Here is a 20,905-nt window from a genome sequence, read left to right as displayed (position 1 = left end):
GCGGTGCATGGCACCGGCTGTGCCGGTGTTCGCCGGCAAGCCGGCTCCTACGCCGGTTACGGCGCTCGGCCTTCGTGCTGCTTGCGATAGGCGCCAGGCTGCACCCCCACGGCCTTGGCGAACGCCCGGGTGAATGCCGCCACCGACTGATAGCCTACCCGCGCGCCGACTTGCTCGACGGTATTGCCCGCCTTGAGCAACTGACACGCGTGGCGCATGCGCAACGCCAGCAGCACCTGCCCCGGCGACTGCCCGGCCAGCTCGTTGAAGCGCTTGAAGAACGCCGAACGCGACAGGCCCGCGCAGGCCGCCATGCTTTCCAGTGTCCAGGCTTGCCCCGGCGTCTCGATCAGCCGCTCCAGCAAGCCGGCAAAGGCCGTCTGGCGGGCGAGGGCGACCAGCCCGCCCAGTGACTGTCCGGCGTGCACCTGTTGGCGCAGCACATACAGGAACAACAAATGGGTCAGCCGCTCCAGCAGCGTCTGCGACGGCTGCGGGGCGCGCCGGCATTCCTCTAGGATCAGCTCGAACAGTGCCCGCGCCGCAGTGCCTGCCGGGTCGTCGGCGCGCAGCAGAATCCAGTCCGCCAGCCCTTCGACGATCAATGACGACAAGCCCGACTGGAACTGAAAGAAGCCGCACACCAGGCCAGCGCCGTCGCTGGCGTTGCTGTCCAGCGCCTGCATGGCCTGGCGTGGTTGGGCGCAGGCGACGGCTGGGTCCTGGTCGCTGGACAGCCGGTAAGCCAGGTCGCGCAGCAGGAACACCGCGTCGCCGCTTTCCAGGCGTAATGCTTCGGGCTGGCCGTCGATATGCAGCCAGCAATGCCCCTGCACCACCAGGTGGAAGCTGGCCCGGCCCAGGCCATGGGTACTGGCGTGCCAGCCACCGCAGTAGCGGCCGACATGGAACAGGCTGGCATCGAGTTCGAGGCCTTCTAATAACCAATCGACAAGGTGGCTGGATGAAATCATCTAATGCAAGGACTCTGGAGCAAGGAAAGGCGACTGATGAATATGGATGCTACTTCTTATAACCAACAGACTGTAGCGACCTACATCAAAGGAGACCACTCCATGTCCGCGCGCATCACTCTACACAGCCTGCAGACCGCCCCGGAAGCCGCACGTCCGTTCCTCGAGAGCGCGCAGAAGAACTCCGGTTTCATCCCCAACCTGCTGGGCATCCTGGCCAACGCCCCGGCCGCCCTGGAAACCTACGTCACCGTCTCGGCGCTCAATGGCAAGTCCGAGCTGACCCTGGCCGAGCGCGAAGTGGTGCAGCTGATCGCCGCCACCCAGCACGGTTGCGACTTCTGCGTCGCCGGCCACACCGCCGTGGCGCTGAACAAGGCCAAGCTGCCCCAGGAGGTGGTCGATGCCCTGCGCGCCCGTGGCGAACTGCCTGATGCGCGCTACGAAACCCTGGCCGAATTCGCCCGCGAAGTGATCGCCACTCGTGGCAATGTCAGCGACGCCACCTATCAAGCCTTGCGCGACGCCGGTTTCAGCGAAGGCAATGCCCTGGAAGTGATTCTCGGAGTGAGTCTCGCTACCCTGTGCAACTTTGCTAATGTGTTCGCCCAGACGCCGCTCAACGACGAGCTGAGCAAATACCGCTGGCAGCCTTCGGCCTGATCGAGGCTTGGTGCCGGCGCGTCCGGCGTTTCAACAGGAGTAGGGACATGCTTGATCACGCATTTGGCCAATGGCTGGACGCCAATGCCGAAGCCATCGACCAGGGCCAGTGCGATCCGCACCAGGTGCTGGCGCACATCGCCGAGTCGCAACTGCTGCGCGTCGGAATCGACCCGGCCCTGGGCGGCTCGGGTGGCCAGGTCAGCGACGCGGTCGAGGCCATCGCCGCCATCGCCAGCCGCTCGTTGGCCGCGGCTTTCGTCTGCTGGGGCCAGCGCGCCTTTATCGAATACCTGCTGCACAGCCCCAACCAGGCGCTGCGCGAGCGACTGCTGCCCGAGTTGCTCAAGGGCGAGCTGGCTGGCGCCACCGGGCTGTCCAACGCCATGAAGTACCTGTCCGGCATCGAGGCCTTGCAGGTCCGTGGCCAGCCCCAGGCCGATGGCTGGAACCTCGACGGTCGCCTGCACTGGGTGACCAACCTGCGCAAGAGCGGTTTCGTGGTGGCGGCGGCGATCGAGGATGACGCCGGTGGCGCGCCGTTCGTGCTGGCCATACCCTCCACGGCCCCGGGCCTGGAGCGCTCCGACGATTTGCAACTGATGGGCCTGCAGTCGAGCAATACCGCGGCGCTGGCGTTCCATCAGGTAGCGCTGGGCCGCGATTGGCTGCTGCACGACAATGCCCGCGAATTCCTGCCCAAGGTGCGCCCGGCGTTCCTCGCCCTGCAATGCGGCATGGCCATCGGCCTGGCCCGGCGTGCCCTGGATGAAGTGCAGGCGCACCTGCAAGGTCGCGGTTCATTCCTCGAAGAGGCGCGCCAGGTACTGCTGCAGCGCTTGCAGAATACCGTCGGCGAGCTGAAGCAGGGCTTGCTCGACGGGCGCTTCCTCGGCCAGCCGGCGGCCTTGTTCAAGCTGCGCATCACCCTCGCCGAAAGCGCCGCCGATGCCGTGCAACTGGAATTGCAGGCCAGCGGTGGCAAGGCCTACCTGAGCGCCTACGGCGAAGGCTTTGCCCGGCGCTGGCGCGAGTCGGCGTTTGTGCCGATCGTCACCCCAAGCCTGGTGCAGCTGCGCGCCGAACTGCAACGCCAGGCGGCCGCCGCATGAGCGAGGTGTTGCTCGAGGCCCGCGACATCAGCCTGGGCTACCCGCGCGCGGGCGGCTGGCAGGCGGTGCTGGAGCAGTTCGACCTGAGCCTGGCGCCAGGCGAGGTGGTGACCATCCTCGGCCCCAGCGGGGTCGGAAAATCCAGCCTGCTGCGGGTGCTGGCCGGCCTGCAGCAGCCCCGTGGTGGCAGCGTCAGCCTGCACGGCGAGGCGCTGCAAGGGCCGCACCCGCGCTTGGCGGTGGCCTTCCAGGACCCAAGCCTGTTGCCTTGGCTGAGCCTGGAAAAGAATGTCGCCTTCGGCCTTGATTTCGCGCGCCAGCCCAAGCTGCCGGCCGCCGAGCGCCGGGCGCGGATCGAGCATGCCATCGACGCGGTGGGCCTGGCCCACGCCCGCAGCCAGTATCCGGCGCAGCTCTCCGGCGGCATGGCCCAGCGCACCGCGCTGGCCCGTTGCCTGGCGCGCCAGCCCGAAGTGTTGCTGCTCGATGAACCGTTCGGCGCGCTGGACGAGGTGACCCGGGCCGACATGCAGCAACTGCTGCTGCAACTGATCGCCACCCACAACACCGCCGCCGTGCTGATCACCCACGATATCGACGAAGCCTTGCTGCTGTCCGATCGCGTGCTGCTACTGGGCAACCACCCAGCGCGCACCCTCGGCCAGTGGCACATCGACCTGGCGCAACCCCGCGAGCAACGGGTCGAGGAGCTGGGCGCGCTGCGTATCGAGATTCTCAAGACCCTTCGGCGGGCAAGCCGCACAGCCCAAACCACTCCCTCTCCCTTGCCCTCGGAGGCTGTCCATGTGCATGGATGACTGCTGCTCCACCACCTCGCGTCGCGACTTTCTCAAGCTGAGCGCCATGCTCACCGCCGCCGGCGCGCTGCCGTTGCTGTCCAGCCTGCAGGCGCGCGCCGCCGCCGAGCCGGACGCCCCGGTGCGCATCGGCTACCTGCCGATCACCGACGCCACGCCCTTGCTGGTGGCGCACAACAATGGCCTGTTCGAGGCCGAGGGCATCAAGGCCGAACGCCCGGTGCTGCTGCGCAGTTGGGCCCAGGTGATCGAAGCGTTCATCTCTGGCCAGGTCAACGTCATCCATCTGCTGTCGCCGATGACCGTGTGGGCGCGCTACGGCAGCAAGGTGCCGGCCAAGGTGGTGGCCTGGAACCACGTCGGTGGTTCGGGCCTGACCGTGGCCCCGGACATCACCGACATGAAGCAACTCGGCGGCAAGACCGTGGCCATCCCGTTCTGGTACTCGATCCACAACGTGGTGCTGCAGCAGATGCTCAGTGACAATGGCCTGAAGCCTGTGTCCAAGCCGGCCAGCGCACAGCTGGCCGACAACGAGGTCAACCTGCTGGTGCTGCCGCCTTCGGACATGCCACCGGCCCTGGCCAGCAAGCGCATCGCCGGCTATATCGTCGCCGAGCCGTTCAATGCCCTGGCCGAGAACCTCAAGGTGGGCCGTGTGCAGCGCTTCACCGGTGACGTCTGGCGCAACCATGCCTGCTGCGTGGTGTTCATGCACGAGCACGACCTGAACAACCGCCCCGAATGGTCGCAGAAGGTGGTCAACGCCATCGTCAAGGCCCAGCAATGGACCCGCGAGCACCGCGCCGAGGCCGCCGCCTTGCTGTCCAAGGCCGGCCCCAACAAGTACACCCCGCACGATCCGGCGGTGCTGGCCAAGGTCCTGGCGCCGTCCGCCGAGGACCGGGCCGGCTACATCGCCAGCGGGGCGATCCAGCACCAGCAGTGGGATGAAAAACGCATCGACTTCCAGCCATACCCGTTCCCCAGCTACACCGAGGAACTGGTCAAGCGCTTGAAGAACACCCTGATCGAGGGCCAGAGCGGTTTCCTCGCCGGCCTGGACCCGGCGCAGACTGCCCGCGACCTGGTCGACGAGCGCTTCGTGCGCAAGGCCATCGAGGCGGTGGGCGGCCCGGCGGCGTTCGGCATCGCCGAGAACTTCCAGCGTAGCGAGGAGTTCGCGGTCTGATGCGTGGGCATGTCGTGCATGGCGCCCTGGGCTTGGTTGGCCTGGCGGTGCTGTTGGTGCTGTGGTGGGCAGGGGTACAGGTGTTTGGCGCGGCCGATGGCCTGTCGGCGCGTTTTTCGCCCCAGGCCACGTTGACCAGTTTGTTGGAATTGCTGGGCCAGGGCGAGGTGTACGGGCATATCTGGGTGAGCCTCAAGCGCATCCTGGTCGGCTTGCTGCTGGCGCTGCTGATCGGGGTGCCATTGGGCTTGCTGGTGGGCAGTTATCGTCATCTGGAGGCGGCGACCACGCCGGCGTTCCAGTTCCTGCGGATGATCTCGCCGCTGTCGTGGATGCCGGTGGTGGTGATGCTGATGGGCGTGGGCGACCAGCCGATCTACTTCCTGCTGGCGTTCGCCGCGCTGTGGCCGATCCTGCTCAACACTGCCGCCGGAGTGCGTCAGCTCGATCCGCGTTGGTTGCAGTTGTCGCGCAGCCTCAGCGCCACGCGCTGGGAAACCCTGTGCAAGGTGATCGTGCCGGGGGTGATCGGCCATGTGCTGACCGGCGTGCGCCTGGCCATCGGCATCCTGTGGATCGTGCTGGTGCCGTGCGAGATGCTCGGGGTCAGCGCGGGGCTGGGGTATTTCATCCTTGATACCCGCGACCGCCTGGCGTATTCCGAGCTGATGGCCATGGTGCTGCTGATCGGGGTGCTGGGCTTCATGCTCGATGCCCTGGCCCGCGGGCTGCATCGGCGCTGGGTGCATGCCTAGCCTCTTCGCCAGTGAGGCTGGCTCCTATAGGCCGAGGTAGGTCTCGGATACTGTAGGAGCCGGCCTTGCCGGCGAACAGCGGCGACCATCAATGCCGGGTAAGACGCTGCCTTGCGCAGGCCTGGGCTTGTTCTGCCAGGGCGTCCAGGCGCTCATCGCGCAACTGTTCCGCTTCTATCATCGCCTCGTCGCCATGCTGCTTGAGCAGGTAGGCGTGAATCTGCATGACTTCGACGGTCTGGTAGATCGGCGTGATATCCAACCGTCCGATCAATGCACCGCTGGCGTGGCCGGTGCTGCTCATCAACACCTGCGGGCCGGCGCTGGCCACCACCTGCAGGCCCATGGCCTCGAACCACGGCACCTGCGCCGGGAAGGCACTGAGTTCGACACAGGCATAGCGCCCGCGCAGGTCATCCAGCAGGCCGCGGGCGACGCCTTGGCGGCGATGGCCGGCGTCCACCGCCAGAAACGCCAGGGCGCAGGCCTGCGAGTCATCCTGGGCCGGTAATGCCAGGGCGAAACCGAGCAACTGGTCCGGGGCCTCGGCATCCAGCGCCAGGATCAGCTCGACCGCCAGGCCGCGAGTGCCGTCCAGGGCCATCAAGTACTGGTGCACCTCCAGGCCCACGCCGTACTGGTACAGCGGGTAGAGCGGGTTGTCCGGGCTGATGGCGACACTGCTGAGCTGGCCAACGTGGTCGATCACCAGTTGGCGGATCTGGTTCTGGAAGGATTCGGGCGGCACGCCGTCGAGGCGGCGGAGGATGAACATCGCGGGTAGGGCTCCGGGTGCAACGTGAGGGGTGCCTATTCTACCCGCTGTCTGGCTTCGCTGCGCGGCTACAGGGCTGCCAATATCAGCTCGAGGTTCTGCACGGCCGCCCCCGAGGCGCCCTTGCCCAGGTTGTCGAACACCGCCGTGAGCAATACCTGCCCGTGCTCGGGGTTGGCATAGAGGGCCAGGCGCAGGTCGTTGCTGTCGTTCAGCGCTTGCGGGTCCAGTGCTGGCGCAGCGCCGTGCTGGTGCAGCGGCATGACCTGCACGTGGCGCGCGCCCTGGTAGTGATGTTCCAGGCAGGCTTGCAGCTGTTCGGCACTCACGCCCGGTAGCAGGCGCAGTTGCAGCGGGATGTTCAGCACGATGCCCTGGCGATAGTCGCCGTAGCCTGGCACGAACACCGGCCGCGCGCTGAGCCCGGCATGCTGCTGGATCTCCGGCACATGTTTGTGGGCCAGCTCCAGGCCATACAGCTGCAAGGCCGGCAGGTAGCCCTCGCTACGCTGCTCATGGCGCTCGACCGCCGCCCGGCCACCGCCGGAATAGCCGGAGATGGCATGGATGCTCAGCGGGTAGTCCGCTGGCAGCAGCCCGGCCTTGACCAACGGCTGCAGCAGGGCGATGGCGCCGGTGGGGTAGCAGCCGGGGTTGCTGACCCGGGTGGCGCGGGCGATGCGCTCGGCCTGTTGCGCGTCCAGCTCTGGCAGGCCGTACACCCAGCCCGGTGTGGTGCGGTGGGCGGAACTGGCGTCGATCACCCGCAGCGCCGGGTTGTGAATCGTCGCCACCGCGGCGCGGGCGGCGTCGTCCGGCAGGCACAGCACGGCGATATCGGCGCTGTTGATCGCCTCGGCGCGACGTGCCGGGTCCTTGCGCTCTGCCTCGGGCAGGGTGAGCAGGCGCAGGTCCTGGCGGCCGTGCAGGCGTGCGTGGATCTGCAGGCCGGTGGTGCCTTGGTCGCCGTCGATGAAAACGAGGGGCTGGTGCATGGTAAGGGTTCGCTCAAGGAAAGATGGCACCATGCTCGTCGGTGTCGTTCTGAAAGAAAATTTGAATATCATGAAGTTGAGATTCAGAATTTATGAACAATTCCCGTGAACCCTTCTGGAGCTCCATGCGCGAAATCAGCCTTGACCGCCTGCGTACCTTGGTCGTGATCGCCGATCACGGCTCTTTCGCCGATGCCGCCCGCCAGCTCAACCTCGCGCCGCCGACTATCAGCCTGCATGTGGCCGAGCTGGAAGCGCGGGTGGGGGCGGCCTTGCTCACCCGCGCCCGAGGCCAGGTGCGTCCCACGGTCATCGGCGAGACGCTGCTGGCCTGTGCCCGGCGCCTGCTGGCCGATGCCGACCAGGCGCTGGATGAGGTCCGCCGGCAGGTCGAAGGCTTGAGCGGTCGGGTACGCCTGGGTGCTTCCACCGGCGCCATTGCCCATTTGCTGCCCCAGGCCCTGGACACCTTGCGGGTGGATCATCCGGGTATCGATGTGCAGGTCCAGGTGCTCACTTCCCAGGCCTCGCTTGCCCGCTTGCGCGAAGGCAGCCTGGACATCGGCCTGGTGGCGTTGCCCCAGGTGGCGGGCAAAGGGGTGAGGGTCACGCCGTGGCGGCGCGACCCGATCATGGCTTATGTGCCTGCCGACTGGCAGCCACCGGCGCGGGTGACGCCGGCCTGGTTGGCTGGCAGGGCGCTGATCCTCAACGACAGCACCACGCAGCTGTCGCGAGTGACCGCCGAGTGGTTCGCGGCGGCGGGCCTGTACCCCAAGGCGCGTATCGAGCTGAACTTCAACGATGCGATCAAGAGCCTGGTGGCGGCGGGATACGGCGCGACGTTGCTGCCGCAGGAGGGCGAGGGTGGCCAGCATGATCCGCGCATCCTGCGGCGACCGTTGCGCCCAGGCATGTGGCGCCAGTTGGGCATTGCCTGCCGAGACGCTGACCTGGAGCGGGCGACAGCCCATGTGCTGGCAGCCTTGGGCCGGTTGCAACAATGAGCCCGTCGCCACGTCAGGCATCAACTCCGCTCGCGCTGCCGGAGTCGGGTCACGGTTTCACCTCCCACCCCCCAGTTGTCGGTCGGTACTTCTTCGATCACCACGAATGTGCTCGCCGGTGGCTTGTTCAGCACCTGCTCCAGTAGCCGGGTGCTGCCTTCGATCAGCAGGCGCTTGTGTTCGGCGGTCACGCCTTCGTCTGTCACGCGGATATGAACATATGGCATGGCGGGGATCTCCAGGTTCAGTGCCAGGTGCCGGCGGTGCTGCCGCCGTCGACCGGCAGGATGACGCCGCTGACATAGCGGGCGTCGGTCAGGTAGAGCACGGCACCCACCACATCCTCGGGCTGGCCGATGCGTCCGCTCGGCGACAGCACTCCCAGGTCCTTGGCGGTGTCGCCGTGCAACGGGGTGTCGATGATGCCCGGCGCCACGGCATTGACCTGCACGCCACTGCCCGCCAGCTCCAGGGCCAGGCCCTTGACCGCCTGGTTCAGGCCTCCCTTGACCAGCACCGGCAGTAGCGCCGGGACCCGGGTATCCGGTTGCATCGCCACCGAGGCGGTAATGGCGACGATATGGCCGTGCCCTTGCGCCTGCATCACCTGCGCTGCCGCCTGGGCGGGGTAGAAGAAACCTTTGAGGTTGGTGTCGACCAGCGCGTTGACATCGGCCTCGGTGTAGTCGGTGACTGGCTTTGGAATGAAGATGCCGGCGTTATTGATCAGGATATCGACCTGGCCGAAGGCTTCGATTGCCGCGTTGACCAGCCGCTGCGCGGTGGCTTTCTCGGCGATGTCACCGGCCACGCCGATGAACTGCTGCGGGTTGCCCAGGCGGGTGGCGGCCTCGCTCAGGCGCGCCTCGGTGCGGGCGTTGCCGACCACATTGTCGCCGCGTTCGAGGAACGCCTTGGCGAGGGCGAAGCCCAGGCCGCTTGAGGCGCCGGTGATGATGACGGTTCGTGCTGTGCGCATGGGGGTGAACTCCGGTTGATCGTGGGTGGAGCCACTTTAGGCGGCAAGGCGCGCTTGAAAAATAAGGCGCATGGCATTTCAATCGATACACCATGTAATTAATGGATTCGCCATGAGTCGCCATTTCGACGATTTGCAACTGGGCAGTCTGGAGCTGTTCTGCCTGGCCGCCGACGCCGGTAGCTTCACCGAGGCGGCCAGCCAGGCCGGCGTCACGCCGGCGGCGGTGAGCCGCTCGGTGGCCCGGTTGGAGGAGCGCCTGGGTGTGCGCCTGTTCGTGCGCACCACTCGGCAGATGCGCCTGTCCGAGGCCGGCCAGGCTTATTACCAGCACTGCCGCCAGGCCCTGGGGCAACTGGTCGAGGCCGAGCGCCAGGTCGCCGGTGGCCAGCTCGAACCCAGCGGTCGCCTGCGCATCAGCGCGCCCACCCCCTACGCCCATTGCCGCCTGTTGCCGTTGTTGCCGAGGTTTCGCCAGCGCTTCCCACAGGTGCAGGTGGATGTGCACGTGAGCAATCGCAACGTCGATTTCGCCGAAGAGCCTTTCGACCTGGCGATCCGTGGCCGCGCGCCGGCCGATTCGCGGTTGGTGGCACGCCGGCTGGAGGACGCCGAGTTGGTCATCGTCGCGACCCCCGAATACCTGGCCCGTGCCGGCACTCCGCGCACGCCGGCCGATCTGCTCGGGCACGAGTGCATCCAGTTCGAGCTACCCAGCAGCGGGCGTCGCCCGGCGTGGACCTTCCGTCAGGACGACGAGGTCATCGAGCTCGAAACCCATGGCTCATTCACCTGTCAAGGGGACTTCCTCGCCACCACCACCCTGGCGCGCCATGGCGGCGGCCTGATGCAGGCTTATCGGTTCACCGTGCAGGCGGCATTGGCCAAGGGCGAGCTGGTGGAGGTGCTGGGTGAGTTCGGCGGCACCTCGCGCCCGTTCATGCTGGTTTACCCACAGGCCCGGCACATGCCGCACAAGGTGCGGGTGTTCATCGACTTCCTGGTCGCCGAGGTCGCCGTGCCGTTGGGCTGACATGAGGCATGGCAAGCGATGCACGGCTATGCTCCTTGCTGCGCCGACATTCAGCCCGGCGTACTTTCCAGCAGTCAGGTTGTTTCCCAGGAGAACGCTCCATGAAATCCATGACACTGCTAGTGATCGCTTCGGTGCTCAGCGTTGCCGCCCATGCCGAAGACAGCGCCAAGACCAACTGCGATGCGAGAATTGCCGAGCTGGACAACATTCTCAAGACCGATGGTCCCGGGTTGCATGGCGGCATGGCCCACGACTACAAGGAGCACCTGAAGGCCGCCAAGGACGCCCGGGACAAGGGCGACATGGGCAAGTGCGTGACCTCGACCGAGCAGGCCAAGACCATCTACAACAAGGCCCGAGGCAAGTAGCGGCTGGCAACTACCTTTCGCTGCCTTTCTGTAGGCGCGGCCTTGTGCCGCGAAAGGGCTGCAAAGCAGCCCCAGGGTCTCAGCGTCACGGCCCAATAGTTGGGGCCGCTGCGCGGCCCTTTCGCGGCACAAGGCCGCTCCTACCAGTTGCGTATCTGTCTTGGGCGCGTGGTCGCTCTGGTGTAAGCTCGCCCGGTCCTTTGCACGAGACCGCCGCATGCTCCCGTCCAGTTCACGCCTCGACAGCCTGCTCACCGGCAGTGCCCGGCCCTTTACCCGTCCAGGCTCGCACAGCGCCATCGACAAACAGCCACGTGCAGGTCGCTTGCAGGTGACCTTCCTCGGCCTGGCCGGTGACGAGCAGGGCGACCTGCGCGTGCACGGCGGCGTCGAGAAGGCGATTCATCACTACCCCCGTGACCACTACGCAGACTGGGCCACCGAGCTCGGCGCGCACCCGTTGCTGGAGCAGCCAGGCGCCTTCGGCGAGAACTTCAGCAGCAGCGGCTGGCGTGAGTCGGATGTCTGCCTGGGCGACCGCATTCGGGTCGGCACCGCGTTGCTGGAAATCTCCCAGGGGCGCATGCCGTGCTGGAAGCTCAACGACCGTTTCGACGTGGCGCAGATGGCCCTGCGGGTGCAGCAGAGCGGACGCACAGGCTGGTACTACCGGGTGCTCGAACAAGGCGAGGTAGCGGCGGGCGATGCCCTGGAACTGGTCGAGCGCCCGTATGGACAATGGTCGGTGGCGCGGCTTTCGGCGGTGCTGTTCGACAAGCGCCTGGAGCCGGAACTGTTGCGCGAATGCCTGGCGCTACCACTGGTGCCGAACTGGCGCCGGACCTTGGAAAAACGCCTGGAGCAGCGCGAGGTCGAGGACTGGGCTTCGCGGCTGGAAGGCCGCAGCAAAGGCTGACGGTTGCACTTTTACAAGACAAGGAGCGTGCATGCCCTTCGAACTAGACGACCGCCTGGTGATTGGCGTGGCCTCGAGCGCGGTGTTCGACCTCAGCGAGTCGGACGCGGTATTTCGCCGCGACGGTGAAGCGCAATACCGCAAGTACCAGGAGCAACATCTGGAGGTGCCGCTGGGCAAGGGTATCGCCTATCCCTTCATCAAGCGCCTGCTGGCGTTGAACGACCTGCGCGAGGACCCCGAGGACCCGCTGGTGGAAGTGGTGCTGCTGTCGCAGAACGACCCGGACACCGGCATGCGGGTGATGAAGACCATCGAGCACTACGGCCTGAACATGACCCGGGCGATCTTCACCCAGGGCCGTTCACCCTACGAATATATCCCCGCACTGAACATCGCCCTGTTCCTGTCCGCCGACAAGCAGCATGTGGACGCGGCGATCAAGGCTGGTCACCCGGCCGGCCAGGTGCTTGATTCGCAGTTCGACGATGACGAGAGCGACGACAACCTGCGAATCGCCTTCGACTTCGACGGCGTGCTGGCCGGTGATGAGTCGGAGGCGGTGATGCAATCGGGCGGGCTGGGCAGCTTCCATGCCCACGAGGTGATCAACGTCGCCCAGCCGCACAACCCCGGGCCGCTGAAGGAATTTTTCGTGCGTATCGCGCGGATCCAGGCGGCAGAGGAACAGTACAAGCTGGAGCACCCCGGCTACGAAAACCGCTTGCGAGTATCGATCGTCACCGCGCGCAACGCACCGTCCCACGAGCGCGCGCTGAATACCCTGAAGAGCTGGGGAGTGATGGCCAACGATGCCTTCTTCCTGGGTGGCATCGAAAAGCGCCGGGTGTTGCAGGTGCTCAAGCCGCACATCTTCTTCGACGACCAGTCCGGACACCTGAAGAGCACCCGCACCGTGGCGCCTTCGGTGCATATCCCGTTCGGTGTAAGCAACCGCCCTGCTTGAACCTGGTCGCGAAGCTTGCGTCGGTGCGGTCGAGGTAGGAGCCGGCCTTGCCGGCGAACACCGGCACAGCCGCTGCCATGAACAGGGGCATCAGAACCAGCGGTCGTTACGCTTGCGCCCGCGGGTCAGCGCCGGCAGGATCAGCCCGGCCAACAGCCCGGCGCCAGCGATGCTGCCGCCATAAACCATGTAGCGCATCATCACCTGCTTGTTCTCGTCGCCCAGGCGCGCCTGGGTGTCGCGCAACGTCGACTGGCTCTGCTCGAGCTGTTCGTTCAGGGCCTTGTTGCGGGTTTCCAGCTCGTCGATCAGCGCCTTGCGCGAATCCAGGGTTTCCTGCATGCCCTGCACGCGGTTCTTCCAGCTGTCGTCGATGGTCTTGAGCTGGCCGGACAGCTCGGCCACCTGGGCGTCGAGCTGCGGCAGGCGCTCGTTCTGGCCGGGCACGGCCTGCAAGTCGCTGTTGAGGATCCACACCAGGTCGCCGCTCTGGCCACGCACCTGGCTGTAATTGCCCTGGCTGCTCACCAGCGTCACCTTCTGCCCTGACTTGAGCGTGCCGACGATACGATGGCCATCGGTGGGGCCGCTGCGCACGTAGGTGCTCAGGCTGTCGCTGACCCAGCGTGCGTCGCTGGCCGGATCCTCGGCATGGGCCGGGGCGGCGAGGGTGATCAGGGCGGTGATCAGGCCGCCGCGCAGGGCGGTGAGGGCAGGGGAGGCTGGCTGGATGTCTGGCATGCTGGTCTTCGCTGAAACAGGACGAATGAAGGCCCGATGACTGGGCCGCTGATCCGGTCGGGTGAATTGACCGTCAGCGAAAGACCGTTTTTTTGTAGGCAGGTTCACCGCCCGGAGTGGGAAATGTCTGCAGGATATTGCAAAAGCTAATGGCGTATTGATGGCGATTCAGCGGGCTGTTCGCCGACAAGGCCGGCTCCTACATGCGATCAGGGTAGGAGCCGGCCTTGCCGGTGAAGCTATCAGGTAACCACTTGATAGCACGGCACATACGCCGCGCCACCCGGCAATTTCATCCGGTGCTGGTCGACGAACGCCTGCAACAGCCGCCCCAGCGGGTCGAGGATCGCCGCGTCGCCGCGGATCTGGTACGGCCCGTGTTCCTCGATCAGGCGGATGCCCTTGTCCTTGACGTTGCCGGCGACAATCCCGGAAAACGCCCGGCGCAGGTTGGCCGCCAGCTCATGGGGCGGCAGGTCGCGACGCAGGGCCAGGTCGGCCATGTTCTGGTGGGTCGGGTCGAACGGGTGCTGGAAGCCGCCGTCGATCTTCAGCAGCCAGTTGAAGTGGAAGGCGTCGTTGCGCTCGCGGCGGAACTGCTTGACTGCCTTGAGCCCCTCGACCATATGCCGGGCCACTTCGGCCGGGTCGTCGATGATGATCTGGTAATGCCGCTGCGCCGCCTCGCCCAGGGTCGCGCCGACGAAGGCATGCAGTTGCAGCAGGAACGGCTCGGCGCTGCGTGGCCCGGTGAGGATCACCGGGAACGGCAGGTCCTGGTTGTCCGGGTGCATGAGGATGCCCAGCAGGTAGAGGAATTCCTCCGCCGTGCCGGCGCCGCCGGGGAAGATGATGATGCCGTGGCCGACGCGGACGAAGGCCTCCAGGCGCTTCTCGATGTCCGGCAGGATCACCAGTTCGTTGACGATCGGGTTGGGCGCCTCGGCGGCGATGATGCCCGGCTCGGTCAGGCCCAGGTAGCGGCTGCCGTGCATGCGCTGCTTGGCGTGGGCGATGGTGGCGCCCTTCATCGGGCCCTTCATCACCCCCGGGCCGCAGCCGGTGCAGACGTCCAGCTTGCGCAGGCCCAGCTCGTGGCCGACCTTCTTGGTGTACTGGTATTCCTCGCTGCTGATCGAGTGGCCGCCCCAGCACACGACCATTTTCGGCTCGACGCCGGGGCGCAGGGTGCGGGCGTTGCGCAGCAGGTGGAAGACGTAGTCGGTGATGCCCTGGGAGCTTTCCAGGTCGATGCGCTGGCTGGCCAGTTCGCTCTCGGTGTAGACGATGTCGCGCAGGGCGCTGAACAGCATCTCGCGGGTGCTGGCGATCATCTCGCCATCGACGAAGGCGTCGGCCGGGGCGTTGAGCAGCTCCAGGCGCACGCCGCGGTCCTGCTGGTGGATGCGCACCTCGAAGTCCTGGTAGGCCTCGAGGATGGTCTTGGCGTTGTCGACATGGGCGCCGGTGTTGAGGATGGCCAGGGCGCACTGGCGGAACAGGGTGTAGAGGCTGCCGGTACCGACTTCACTCAGTTGCTGGACTTCACGTTGCGACAGCGTCTCCAGGCTGCCCTTGGGGCTGACGGAGGCGTTGATGACATTGCGTTGGGGCATCTGGTCTTTCCTGTGCGGGTAAAACATCCTTCTTGGACAACACCATACAAGCAAACGTGCGTGGCAACGAGGGGGCGGGTGAAAAACCTTGGCGGCGACGGGCGGTGCGAATGCATGCCCTGGGCAGGGGCCTGTCAATAGCACAGTTGAGCGACTGTGCCGCAAGCCCGGCGGTGGTAGCTTTGTCGATAGCCTGGCCTGTTGCGATCTTGGCAGGCCAAGCCAATGTCTGTACGCCTGTCAGATCACTGAAAGGATTTCCAACATGAAAAGGTCCATGACTGCCCTGGCCGTATCCGCAGCGCTCACCTTCAGCGTCACTGTTGCGAACGCTTCCGTGCACCCGGCCCCGATCACCGCGCCGCAAAGCGCCAATCAGGTTACCGCCTCGCTTGAGACGCCCTTCGTCACCACGCAAGCAACCCAGCAAGTTCAGCTGGCCAGCCTCGCCAGAAGCTGCTCCGATGAGCGCTACTCCTGGTGGGAATACAGCGGTTGGGAAATCGTTGGTTGCCTGGCCAGCGGCCAGTGGTGACTGTCGACATGGCCCTGGCGCGTGACACGCGCGCCAGGGCCCGGGAGTAGCTTGATCGAGCGGCATGCATGTGACGGGTTTCGCGCTCAGGCGACCTGGAACACATGCCGCAGGTATGCCACGAAGTTCTCGTCCCGGCACTGGGTCTTGCCTGGGCTGTCGGAGATCTTCGCCACTGGCGCGCCGTTGCACGCGGTCATCTTGATCACGATGTTCATCGGCGCGACGCCGGGGATATCGCAGGTGAGGTGGGTGCCGATGCCGAAGCTGACATGGATACGGCCGTTCAGCGCACGGTACAGCTCGAGCATCTTCTGGAAGTCCAGGCCGTCGGAGAAGATCAGGGTCTTGCTCCTGGGGTCGATGCCCAGGCGCTGGTAGTGGGCTATGGCCTTCTCGGCCCAGGCCAGCGGCTCGCCCGAGTCGTGGCGCAGGCCGTCGAACAGCTTGGCGAAGTAAAGGTCGAAGTCTCTCATGAAGGCATCCATGCCGATGCAGTCGGTCAGGGCGATACCCAATTGGCCACGGTACTCACGTACCCAGCATTCCAGCGCGGCGGCCTGGCTGTCGAGCAGCCGTGGGCCGAGTTGCTGGTGGGCCATGAACCATTCGTGGGCCATGGTGCCGATCGGCTTGACCTGGTACTCGCGGGCCAGGTGCAGGTTGCTGGTGCCGACGAACTTGCCTGGGAAGTCGCGCTTGAGGATGTGCACCACCTCTTCCTGCACCCGGTACGAGAAGCGCCGACGAGTGCCGAAGTCGGCCAGTTGCAGGCCTGCCAGTTCGTCGTCGCTGGCCTGCGCCCTGAGCCAGTCGAGCTTCTGGTACAGGCGCTCGCCGACCTGTTCGATCACCACCTCGCGATAACGATAGCGGTTGCGCACCTCGCTGATGATCGCCAGCAGCGGGATCTCGAACAGGATCACATGCAGCCATGGGCCGCGGATGCGGATCGCCAGTTGCCCGGCATCGTCCAGGCCTACCTGCACGTAGCGCAGGTTGAAGCGGAACAGGCTGAGGAAGCGGATGAAGTCCGGCTTGATGAACGGGATCTTTTCCAGGTAAGCCAGCTGGTCGTGGGTCACCGAGACATCGGCCAACTGTTCGACCTGGTAGCGGATTTCGGCCAGGTAGGGCGCCAGGTCCTCGTTGTTGCGGCAGCGCAACTCCCATTCCACCTCGGCGTTGGGGTAGTTGTGCAGTACCGCCTGCATCATGGTGATCTTGTAGAAGTCGGTGTCCAGCAGGTTCTGGATGATCCGCGGGCCGAAAACGCTATCGCTCATGGGCGTTGCTCCTTGAGTTGCGCCAGTTGACGGTCCAGCGCCGGTTCATCGGGACACAGGTGGATGCCGGCGCCGGCCATCTGTGCGCAGGCCTGTTCGGCGCCCTCGGCGCTCAGTGCGCGGCAGGCCGGCAGGTACAACAGCACCTCGAACCCGGCGCGGCGCAGTTGCAGGGCCGTGGTGCGCACGCAGTAGTCCAGGGCCAGGCCGCCGACGATGATCGCCTGCGCCTGTTGCACCTTGAGGTATTCGATGACGCCGGTGGAGCGGCGTTCGCCGAGGTCGTGATAGCAGGCGCCGTAGGGGTGCAGGTCGGGTTCGACGCCTTTCCACACGAAGTAGTCGTAGTCGATGGGGGCGGGCAGGCCGGGCAGCAGCTCGAAGCCCGGGGTGCCCGGGACGCAGTGGCTGACCCAGGTCAGGTCGGCGTTGGCCAGGGCCAGCGGTTGCAGCATTTGCCCGGCGTCGGCCACTACCCAGGCGGCGTTGGCCGGGTGGGCATCCTTGCTGCCCAGGCGCAGCGAGGCGCGGCGGGCCATGGCGTTGAGCGCCGGGGCGATCTGCTCGCCGCCGGGCACCGGCAGTTCGTGGGGCGCGTTGGTGGTGAAGCCGTTCTGGGCGTCGACGTCGAAGCTGGCGATTTTCATCTGGTATCTCTCCCTGGCTGGCTTGGCCATATAATCCACCTGGTAAATTAAGTGTGTCAAGTGGCCTTTTCTTATGGATTTAATCCTTGATCTATTTAATCGCCCTGGTGGAATATGGTGGCACCTCGGAATGGAGTGAGTGTGTGAGTAGTGCAGAAGTCCTGGCCAGCGTGGATATCGTCGCGTTGCGCCTGTCCCCGCAAACCCAGCGCCTGCAGGTGCTGCTGCACTTGCGCGAGCGCGAGCCACATGCTGGGCAGTGGGCCTTGCCGGGGGTGATCGTCAATGGGCGTACTCCGGACAACAGCCTGGACGCCGCCGCCGCGCGGGCCTTGGTGGAAAAGGCGCGGGTAGTGCCGCGGCATCTGGAGCAGGTCGGGACCGAGGGCAATGCCTTTCGCGACCCGCGGGGCTGGTCGTTGAGCACCTACTACCTGGCGCTGCTCGATCCCGATGGGCAGGTCGACGAGACGCAACTGGCCTTCGTCGACCTGGACGAGCTGCTGACCCGCAAGCGGCTGTTGCCGTTCGACCATCGCCTGCTGGTCGAGCGCGCTTGTGAGCGCTTGGCGGCCAAGACCGTGTACAGCAACCTGCCGCTGTACCTGGTGCCGGCGCGCTTTACCGTGCTGGATGCCCTGGCCGCGGCGCAGGCGTGCCTGGGGCAGGCGGTCAACGGCACCTCGCTGCGCAAACGCCTGGAGCGGATGAGAGCGGCGGGCTGGGTGGAGGACACCGGGGAGAAGCATCAGCCCAGGCTGGGGCGGCCGCAGCAGTTGTACCGTCATACGCCGCAGGGGACGGGGGCATTCATGTTCGACCGTAGTTTGTTGGCGGGCGGCTAGGGCGCCGTCACTTGCTGGCGAAGCGGACGCCGCGGTGCTTGGCACCGGCCGTGCCGGTGTTCGCCGGCAAGCCGGCTCCTACACTGATTGCGACCTGCCTGACCGGTAGGAGCCAGCTTGCTGGCGAAGCAGGCGACGCGGTGGCTGGCTCCCACGGGTGCGTCGTCTAGGCGACAGAAGATCCTTGCAGCTATCCTTGCACCATGACCAGCCAGCCCCCTCTACGCCACCCATGCCCGCCAGGCGCCTGTGACTGCGGGCGCGAACGCCTGGCCGATGGCCCGCAGCGGCGCATCCTGCTGCTTACCCGCGAGGAAGAAAAACGCCTGGTCGCTCGCCTGGAAAACCTCAAGGACCTCGACGACCTGTACCACCTGCAAGCGCGCCTCTACGCGCAATTAGGTATCCGCGTGAACATCAGCCCCGGTCTCAACGAAGTGCGCACCATGCGTGGCATCGCCATCGAGCTGGAGCAGCAGCCGGGCCTGTGCCGCAAGACCCGCCAAGCGATCCCGGCCGCCATCCGCCGCGGCCTCGAGCGTAATCCGCAGGTGGCCTTCCGTCTGCTCGATGCCCACGATCTGCTGCGCGACGCCTGAACCTCAGCGCATCGCCGCCAGCTTGATGCCAAAACCCAGCAGGCATGCCCCGGCCAGGCGTTCGAGCGCATGCGTCACCCGTGGGCTGGCGCGCATGCGTTCGGCCAGGTGATGGGTGAGCAGCACGGCCACCAGCCCATAAAGCAGGGTCAGCCCGGCCACGGTCAGGGCCATGAAGGCGAAGGTCAGCATGCCCTGGTGGCGCACCGGGTCGATGAACAGCGGGAAGAATGCCATGTAGAACATGATCGCCTTGGGGTTGAGCAGGGTGATCATCATGGTCTGGCGCAGGTAACGGCCACTGGCCATGCCGCTGTCGCGTGGCGCCGCGCCGGGCTTGCTCAGGATCATGCGCAGACCGAGCCAGGCCAGGTAGGCCGCGCCGGCCCATTGCACCACGTGGAAGGCGGCCGGGTAGGCGGCCAGCAGGGCGGCGACGCCGGCCACCGCCAGCCACATCAGCACTTGGTCGCCGAGGATCACCCCGCAGGTGGCGGCCAGGCCACCTTTGATGCCGCCCTTGCCGGTGGCGGTGATCAGGGCGAAGTTGCCGGGGCCCGGGATTGCCAGGAGGATGAGGAACGCGATCACGAAAGCGCCGTAGTCGGTCACGCCGAGCATGGGGAATCTCCTGGAGGGTGGGGGCAGAGAGGGATATATGCCATCATCCGCGGCACTTGCAAAGTGGCAAGGGCACAAGGAGGTGGAGATGGCGTTTTGCGCGGATGAGCGGGCGCAGTTGCTGGCGGTCAAGGGCGTGGGCCCTACCGTGGTGCAGCGCCTGGAGCAGCTGGGGTTCGACTCGCTGGCGCAGTTGGCCGAGGCCGATGCCCTGCAGATCGTCGCTGCGGCGGCGAGCCTGGTGGGCAGCAGTTGCTGGAAGAATAGCCCCCAGGCCCGGGCGGCGATCCAGGCGGCCATCGCCCGGGCGCGCGAGTCGACCCGCGCGCCTGGCTAATTTTCCCTTGTTGTTGTTCGTTCCCTTGAAAGCCGCCCTGCGCCAGGCGCGTTCGGCCCTCATCATCAAGGAGATAGGCAATGACTTCCGTTTTCGACCGCGACGATATCCAGTTCCAGGTAGTGGTCAACCATGAAGAGCAGTATTCGATCTGGCCGGACTACAAGGCCATTCCCAACGGCTGGCGCGCGGTGGGCAAGAGCGGCCTGAAGAAGGACTGCCTGGCTTACATCGACGAGGTGTGGACCGACATGCGTCCGCTGAGCCTGCGCCAGCAGATGGCCGCGGCGCAGTAGGGCCGTGTCGGCACTGAACCTGCTGTGCCTGCCGTACTCTGGCGCCAGTGCCATGGTCTACAGCCGCTGGCGGCGCAAGTTGCCAGCTTGGCTGCAGGTGCGTCCGCTGGAATTGCCCGGGCGCGGTGCGCGCATGGCCGAGTCCTTGCACACCGACCTGCAGGCGTTGGCCCGGCAGCTGGCTGCCGAGCAGCGGCTGGCGACTCATGCGCCTTATGCGTTGCTTGGGCATAGCCTGGGGGCGCTGGTGGCGTTCGAGTTGGCTCACGAGTTACGTGCGTTGGGCTGTCCGGCGCCGGTGGCGTTGCTTGCCTGTGGCACTGCCGCGCCCACCCGCCGCGAGGATTACGACAGCCCCCGCTGGACCGAGCCGCGCGGTGATGCCGAGCTGATCGCCGAGCTGCGCAAGCTGGGCGGGACGCCGGAGGAGGCTTTGGGCAACGAAGAACTGATGAGTTTGACCTTGCCGATCGTGCAGGCTGACTTTCTGCTCTGTGGGCGTTACGCCTATCGGCAGCGGGCGCCTTTGAGTTGTCCGCTGCATGTGTTCGCTGGCGTGGATGATCGGGCCAGTGACGAGCAGTTGCAGGCGTGGCGGCGAGAGACGGTGGGTGAGTATTCGCTGGCCAAGTTTCCCGGGGGGCATTTCTTCATTCATGAGCATGAGGATCGGGTGCTTGAAGCGCTCATTCGTACTTTGGAGCCGCTGCGGCTTTCTGCTTGATTCTTGCTCTTGCTCTTGCTCCGCTTTTGATTTTGCTTCTAAGCGTGCGATAGTTCAGGCAACACAAATTGCGACTTCAGGAGGCCGAGCGGAGTTCTTGC

General features: G+C 65.9%; 26 protein-coding genes. 16 read left to right on the top strand and 10 right to left on the bottom strand.

The features are described from left to right. Window positions 1–56: 56 nt before the first annotated feature. Window positions 57–974: an AraC family transcriptional regulator gene (locus ACODS5_RS23585; protein WP_489109784.1), complete on the bottom strand. Its 918-nt coding sequence runs from the start codon at window positions 972–974 to the stop codon at window positions 57–59. A 102-nt stretch (window positions 975–1,076) separates the two neighbouring features. Between ACODS5_RS23585 and ACODS5_RS23580 the strand changes: the two genes are divergently transcribed. Genes ACODS5_RS23580 through ACODS5_RS23560 form a run of 5 tightly spaced genes read left to right on the top strand, consistent with a single transcriptional unit; the run spans window position 1,077 to window position 5,514 of the window. Beyond that, window positions 1,077–1,637, top strand: coding sequence for a carboxymuconolactone decarboxylase family protein (locus tag ACODS5_RS23580; RefSeq protein WP_134693865.1), 561 nt, complete (start codon window positions 1,077–1,079; stop codon window positions 1,635–1,637). 47 nt (window positions 1,638–1,684) lie between these two features. Continuing rightward, complete coding sequence (locus ACODS5_RS23575; RefSeq protein WP_134693866.1) at window positions 1,685–2,749, top strand: acyl-CoA dehydrogenase family protein; 1,065 nt, start codon at window positions 1,685–1,687, stop codon at window positions 2,747–2,749. Further along, window positions 2,746–3,567, top strand: a complete 822-nt coding sequence (locus tag ACODS5_RS23570; protein WP_134693867.1) for an ABC transporter ATP-binding protein — start codon at window positions 2,746–2,748, stop codon at window positions 3,565–3,567. The genes ACODS5_RS23575 and ACODS5_RS23570 overlap by 4 nt, the downstream gene beginning before the upstream one ends. After that, window positions 3,554–4,759 (top strand): ABC transporter substrate-binding protein, encoded by a 1,206-nt coding sequence (locus ACODS5_RS23565; RefSeq protein WP_489109783.1) that lies wholly within the window; start codon window positions 3,554–3,556, stop codon window positions 4,757–4,759. The genes ACODS5_RS23570 and ACODS5_RS23565 overlap by 14 nt, the downstream gene beginning before the upstream one ends. After that, window positions 4,759–5,514 (top strand): ABC transporter permease, encoded by a 756-nt coding sequence (locus ACODS5_RS23560; protein WP_134693869.1) that lies wholly within the window; start codon window positions 4,759–4,761, stop codon window positions 5,512–5,514. The genes ACODS5_RS23565 and ACODS5_RS23560 overlap by 1 nt, the downstream gene beginning before the upstream one ends. An 88-nt stretch (window positions 5,515–5,602) precedes the next feature. On the opposite strand, the gene ACODS5_RS23555 is transcribed toward ACODS5_RS23560, so the two are convergent. Further along, window positions 5,603–6,289 (bottom strand): GNAT family N-acetyltransferase, encoded by a 687-nt coding sequence (locus ACODS5_RS23555; RefSeq protein WP_489109782.1) that lies wholly within the window; start codon window positions 6,287–6,289, stop codon window positions 5,603–5,605. Window positions 6,290–6,357: 68 nt separating this feature from the next. After that, the gene (gene argC, locus ACODS5_RS23550) at window positions 6,358–7,284 is read right to left on the bottom strand and encodes an N-acetyl-gamma-glutamyl-phosphate reductase (protein ID WP_489109781.1); all 927 of its coding nucleotides are present in this window, start codon (window positions 7,282–7,284) and stop codon (window positions 6,358–6,360) included. Between the two features lie 125 nt (window positions 7,285–7,409). On the opposite strand from argC, the gene ACODS5_RS23545 reads away from it, so the two are divergent. After that, window positions 7,410–8,291 carry a LysR family transcriptional regulator gene (locus tag ACODS5_RS23545; RefSeq protein WP_489109780.1) on the top strand — a complete coding sequence of 294 codons (882 nt, stop codon included), beginning with the start codon at window positions 7,410–7,412 and terminating at the stop codon, window positions 8,289–8,291. Between the two features lie 20 nt (window positions 8,292–8,311). Here the strand turns inward: ACODS5_RS23545 and ACODS5_RS23540 are convergent, their stop codons facing one another. Both ACODS5_RS23540 and ACODS5_RS23535 read right to left on the bottom strand, forming a co-directional pair. Beyond that, a complete protein-coding gene (locus ACODS5_RS23540) occupies window positions 8,312–8,518 on the bottom strand; it encodes a tautomerase family protein (protein ID WP_489109779.1) in 207 nt (68 codons plus the stop codon). A gap of 17 nt (window positions 8,519–8,535) precedes the next feature. Next, window positions 8,536–9,270 carry an SDR family NAD(P)-dependent oxidoreductase gene (locus ACODS5_RS23535; protein ID WP_489109778.1) on the bottom strand — a complete coding sequence of 245 codons (735 nt, stop codon included), beginning with the start codon at window positions 9,268–9,270 and terminating at the stop codon, window positions 8,536–8,538. A gap of 112 nt (window positions 9,271–9,382) precedes the next feature. Here ACODS5_RS23535 and ACODS5_RS23530 point away from each other — a divergent pair, with 112 nt between their 5' ends. The 4 genes from ACODS5_RS23530 to ACODS5_RS23515 all read left to right on the top strand — a co-directional run bounded on the left by ACODS5_RS23530 (window position 9,383) and on the right by ACODS5_RS23515 (window position 12,557). Continuing rightward, window positions 9,383–10,303, top strand: a complete 921-nt coding sequence (locus ACODS5_RS23530) for a LysR family transcriptional regulator (protein WP_489109777.1) — start codon at window positions 9,383–9,385, stop codon at window positions 10,301–10,303. A gap of 101 nt (window positions 10,304–10,404) precedes the next feature. Further along, a complete protein-coding gene (locus ACODS5_RS23525) occupies window positions 10,405–10,674 on the top strand; it encodes a hypothetical protein (RefSeq protein WP_489109776.1) in 270 nt (89 codons plus the stop codon). 217 nt (window positions 10,675–10,891) lie between these two features. After that, window positions 10,892–11,590 (top strand): MOSC domain-containing protein, encoded by a 699-nt coding sequence (locus ACODS5_RS23520; RefSeq protein ID WP_489109775.1) that lies wholly within the window; start codon window positions 10,892–10,894, stop codon window positions 11,588–11,590. A gap of 31 nt (window positions 11,591–11,621) precedes the next feature. Then, window positions 11,622–12,557, top strand: a complete 936-nt coding sequence (locus ACODS5_RS23515) for a 5'-nucleotidase (protein WP_134693875.1) — start codon at window positions 11,622–11,624, stop codon at window positions 12,555–12,557. Between the two features lie 90 nt (window positions 12,558–12,647). On the opposite strand, the gene ACODS5_RS23510 is transcribed toward ACODS5_RS23515, so the two are convergent. Together ACODS5_RS23510 and ppnN are read right to left on the bottom strand one after the other, a co-directional pair. Next, window positions 12,648–13,298, bottom strand: coding sequence for a TIGR04211 family SH3 domain-containing protein (locus ACODS5_RS23510; RefSeq protein WP_134693876.1), 651 nt, complete (start codon window positions 13,296–13,298; stop codon window positions 12,648–12,650). A gap of 242 nt (window positions 13,299–13,540) precedes the next feature. Further along, entirely contained in the window at window positions 13,541–14,914 is a 1,374-nt protein-coding gene (gene ppnN, locus ACODS5_RS23505) for a nucleotide 5'-monophosphate nucleosidase PpnN (protein ID WP_134693877.1), read from the bottom strand. Between the two features lie 265 nt (window positions 14,915–15,179). On the opposite strand from ppnN, the gene ACODS5_RS23500 reads away from it, so the two are divergent. Continuing rightward, window positions 15,180–15,449: a hypothetical protein gene (locus ACODS5_RS23500; RefSeq protein WP_489109774.1), complete on the top strand. Its 270-nt coding sequence runs from the start codon at window positions 15,180–15,182 to the stop codon at window positions 15,447–15,449. Window positions 15,450–15,535: 86 nt separating this feature from the next. Here ACODS5_RS23500 and pncB read toward each other — a convergent pair whose 3' ends face one another. Continuing rightward, window positions 15,536–16,735, bottom strand: coding sequence for a nicotinate phosphoribosyltransferase (gene pncB / locus ACODS5_RS23495; RefSeq protein WP_134693878.1), 1,200 nt, complete (start codon window positions 16,733–16,735; stop codon window positions 15,536–15,538). Next, window positions 16,732–17,382, bottom strand: coding sequence for a nicotinamidase (locus tag ACODS5_RS23490; RefSeq protein WP_489109773.1), 651 nt, complete (start codon window positions 17,380–17,382; stop codon window positions 16,732–16,734). The genes pncB and ACODS5_RS23490 overlap by 4 nt, the downstream gene beginning before the upstream one ends. A gap of 143 nt (window positions 17,383–17,525) precedes the next feature. Here ACODS5_RS23490 and ACODS5_RS23485 point away from each other — a divergent pair, with 143 nt between their 5' ends. Then, the gene (locus ACODS5_RS23485) at window positions 17,526–18,227 is read left to right on the top strand and encodes an NUDIX hydrolase (RefSeq protein WP_134693880.1); all 702 of its coding nucleotides are present in this window, start codon (window positions 17,526–17,528) and stop codon (window positions 18,225–18,227) included. 203 nt (window positions 18,228–18,430) lie between these two features. Beyond that, window positions 18,431–18,826, top strand: coding sequence for a hypothetical protein (locus tag ACODS5_RS23480; protein WP_134693881.1), 396 nt, complete (start codon window positions 18,431–18,433; stop codon window positions 18,824–18,826). A gap of 3 nt (window positions 18,827–18,829) precedes the next feature. On the opposite strand, the gene ACODS5_RS23475 is transcribed toward ACODS5_RS23480, so the two are convergent. After that, window positions 18,830–19,447: a LysE family translocator gene (locus ACODS5_RS23475; RefSeq protein WP_134693882.1), complete on the bottom strand. Its 618-nt coding sequence runs from the start codon at window positions 19,445–19,447 to the stop codon at window positions 18,830–18,832. Between the two features lie 88 nt (window positions 19,448–19,535). Here ACODS5_RS23475 and ACODS5_RS23470 point away from each other — a divergent pair, with 88 nt between their 5' ends. From ACODS5_RS23470 to ACODS5_RS23460, 3 genes are all read left to right on the top strand, one after another. Next, window positions 19,536–19,784, top strand: a complete 249-nt coding sequence (locus ACODS5_RS23470) for a helix-hairpin-helix domain-containing protein (protein ID WP_134693883.1) — start codon at window positions 19,536–19,538, stop codon at window positions 19,782–19,784. An 80-nt stretch (window positions 19,785–19,864) separates the two neighbouring features. After that, window positions 19,865–20,080 (top strand): MbtH family protein, encoded by a 216-nt coding sequence (locus ACODS5_RS23465; RefSeq protein ID WP_134693884.1) that lies wholly within the window; start codon window positions 19,865–19,867, stop codon window positions 20,078–20,080. A gap of 4 nt (window positions 20,081–20,084) precedes the next feature. Further along, window positions 20,085–20,804, top strand: a complete 720-nt coding sequence (locus ACODS5_RS23460; RefSeq protein WP_134693885.1) for a thioesterase II family protein — start codon at window positions 20,085–20,087, stop codon at window positions 20,802–20,804. The last annotated feature ends 101 nt before the right edge of the window (window positions 20,805–20,905 follow it).

It is taken from the genome of Pseudomonas sp. FG47 (assembly GCF_057809115.1).
The sequence above is the reverse complement of the archived record's forward strand: the minus strand, read 5'-3'. Positions and strand labels throughout refer to the sequence as shown.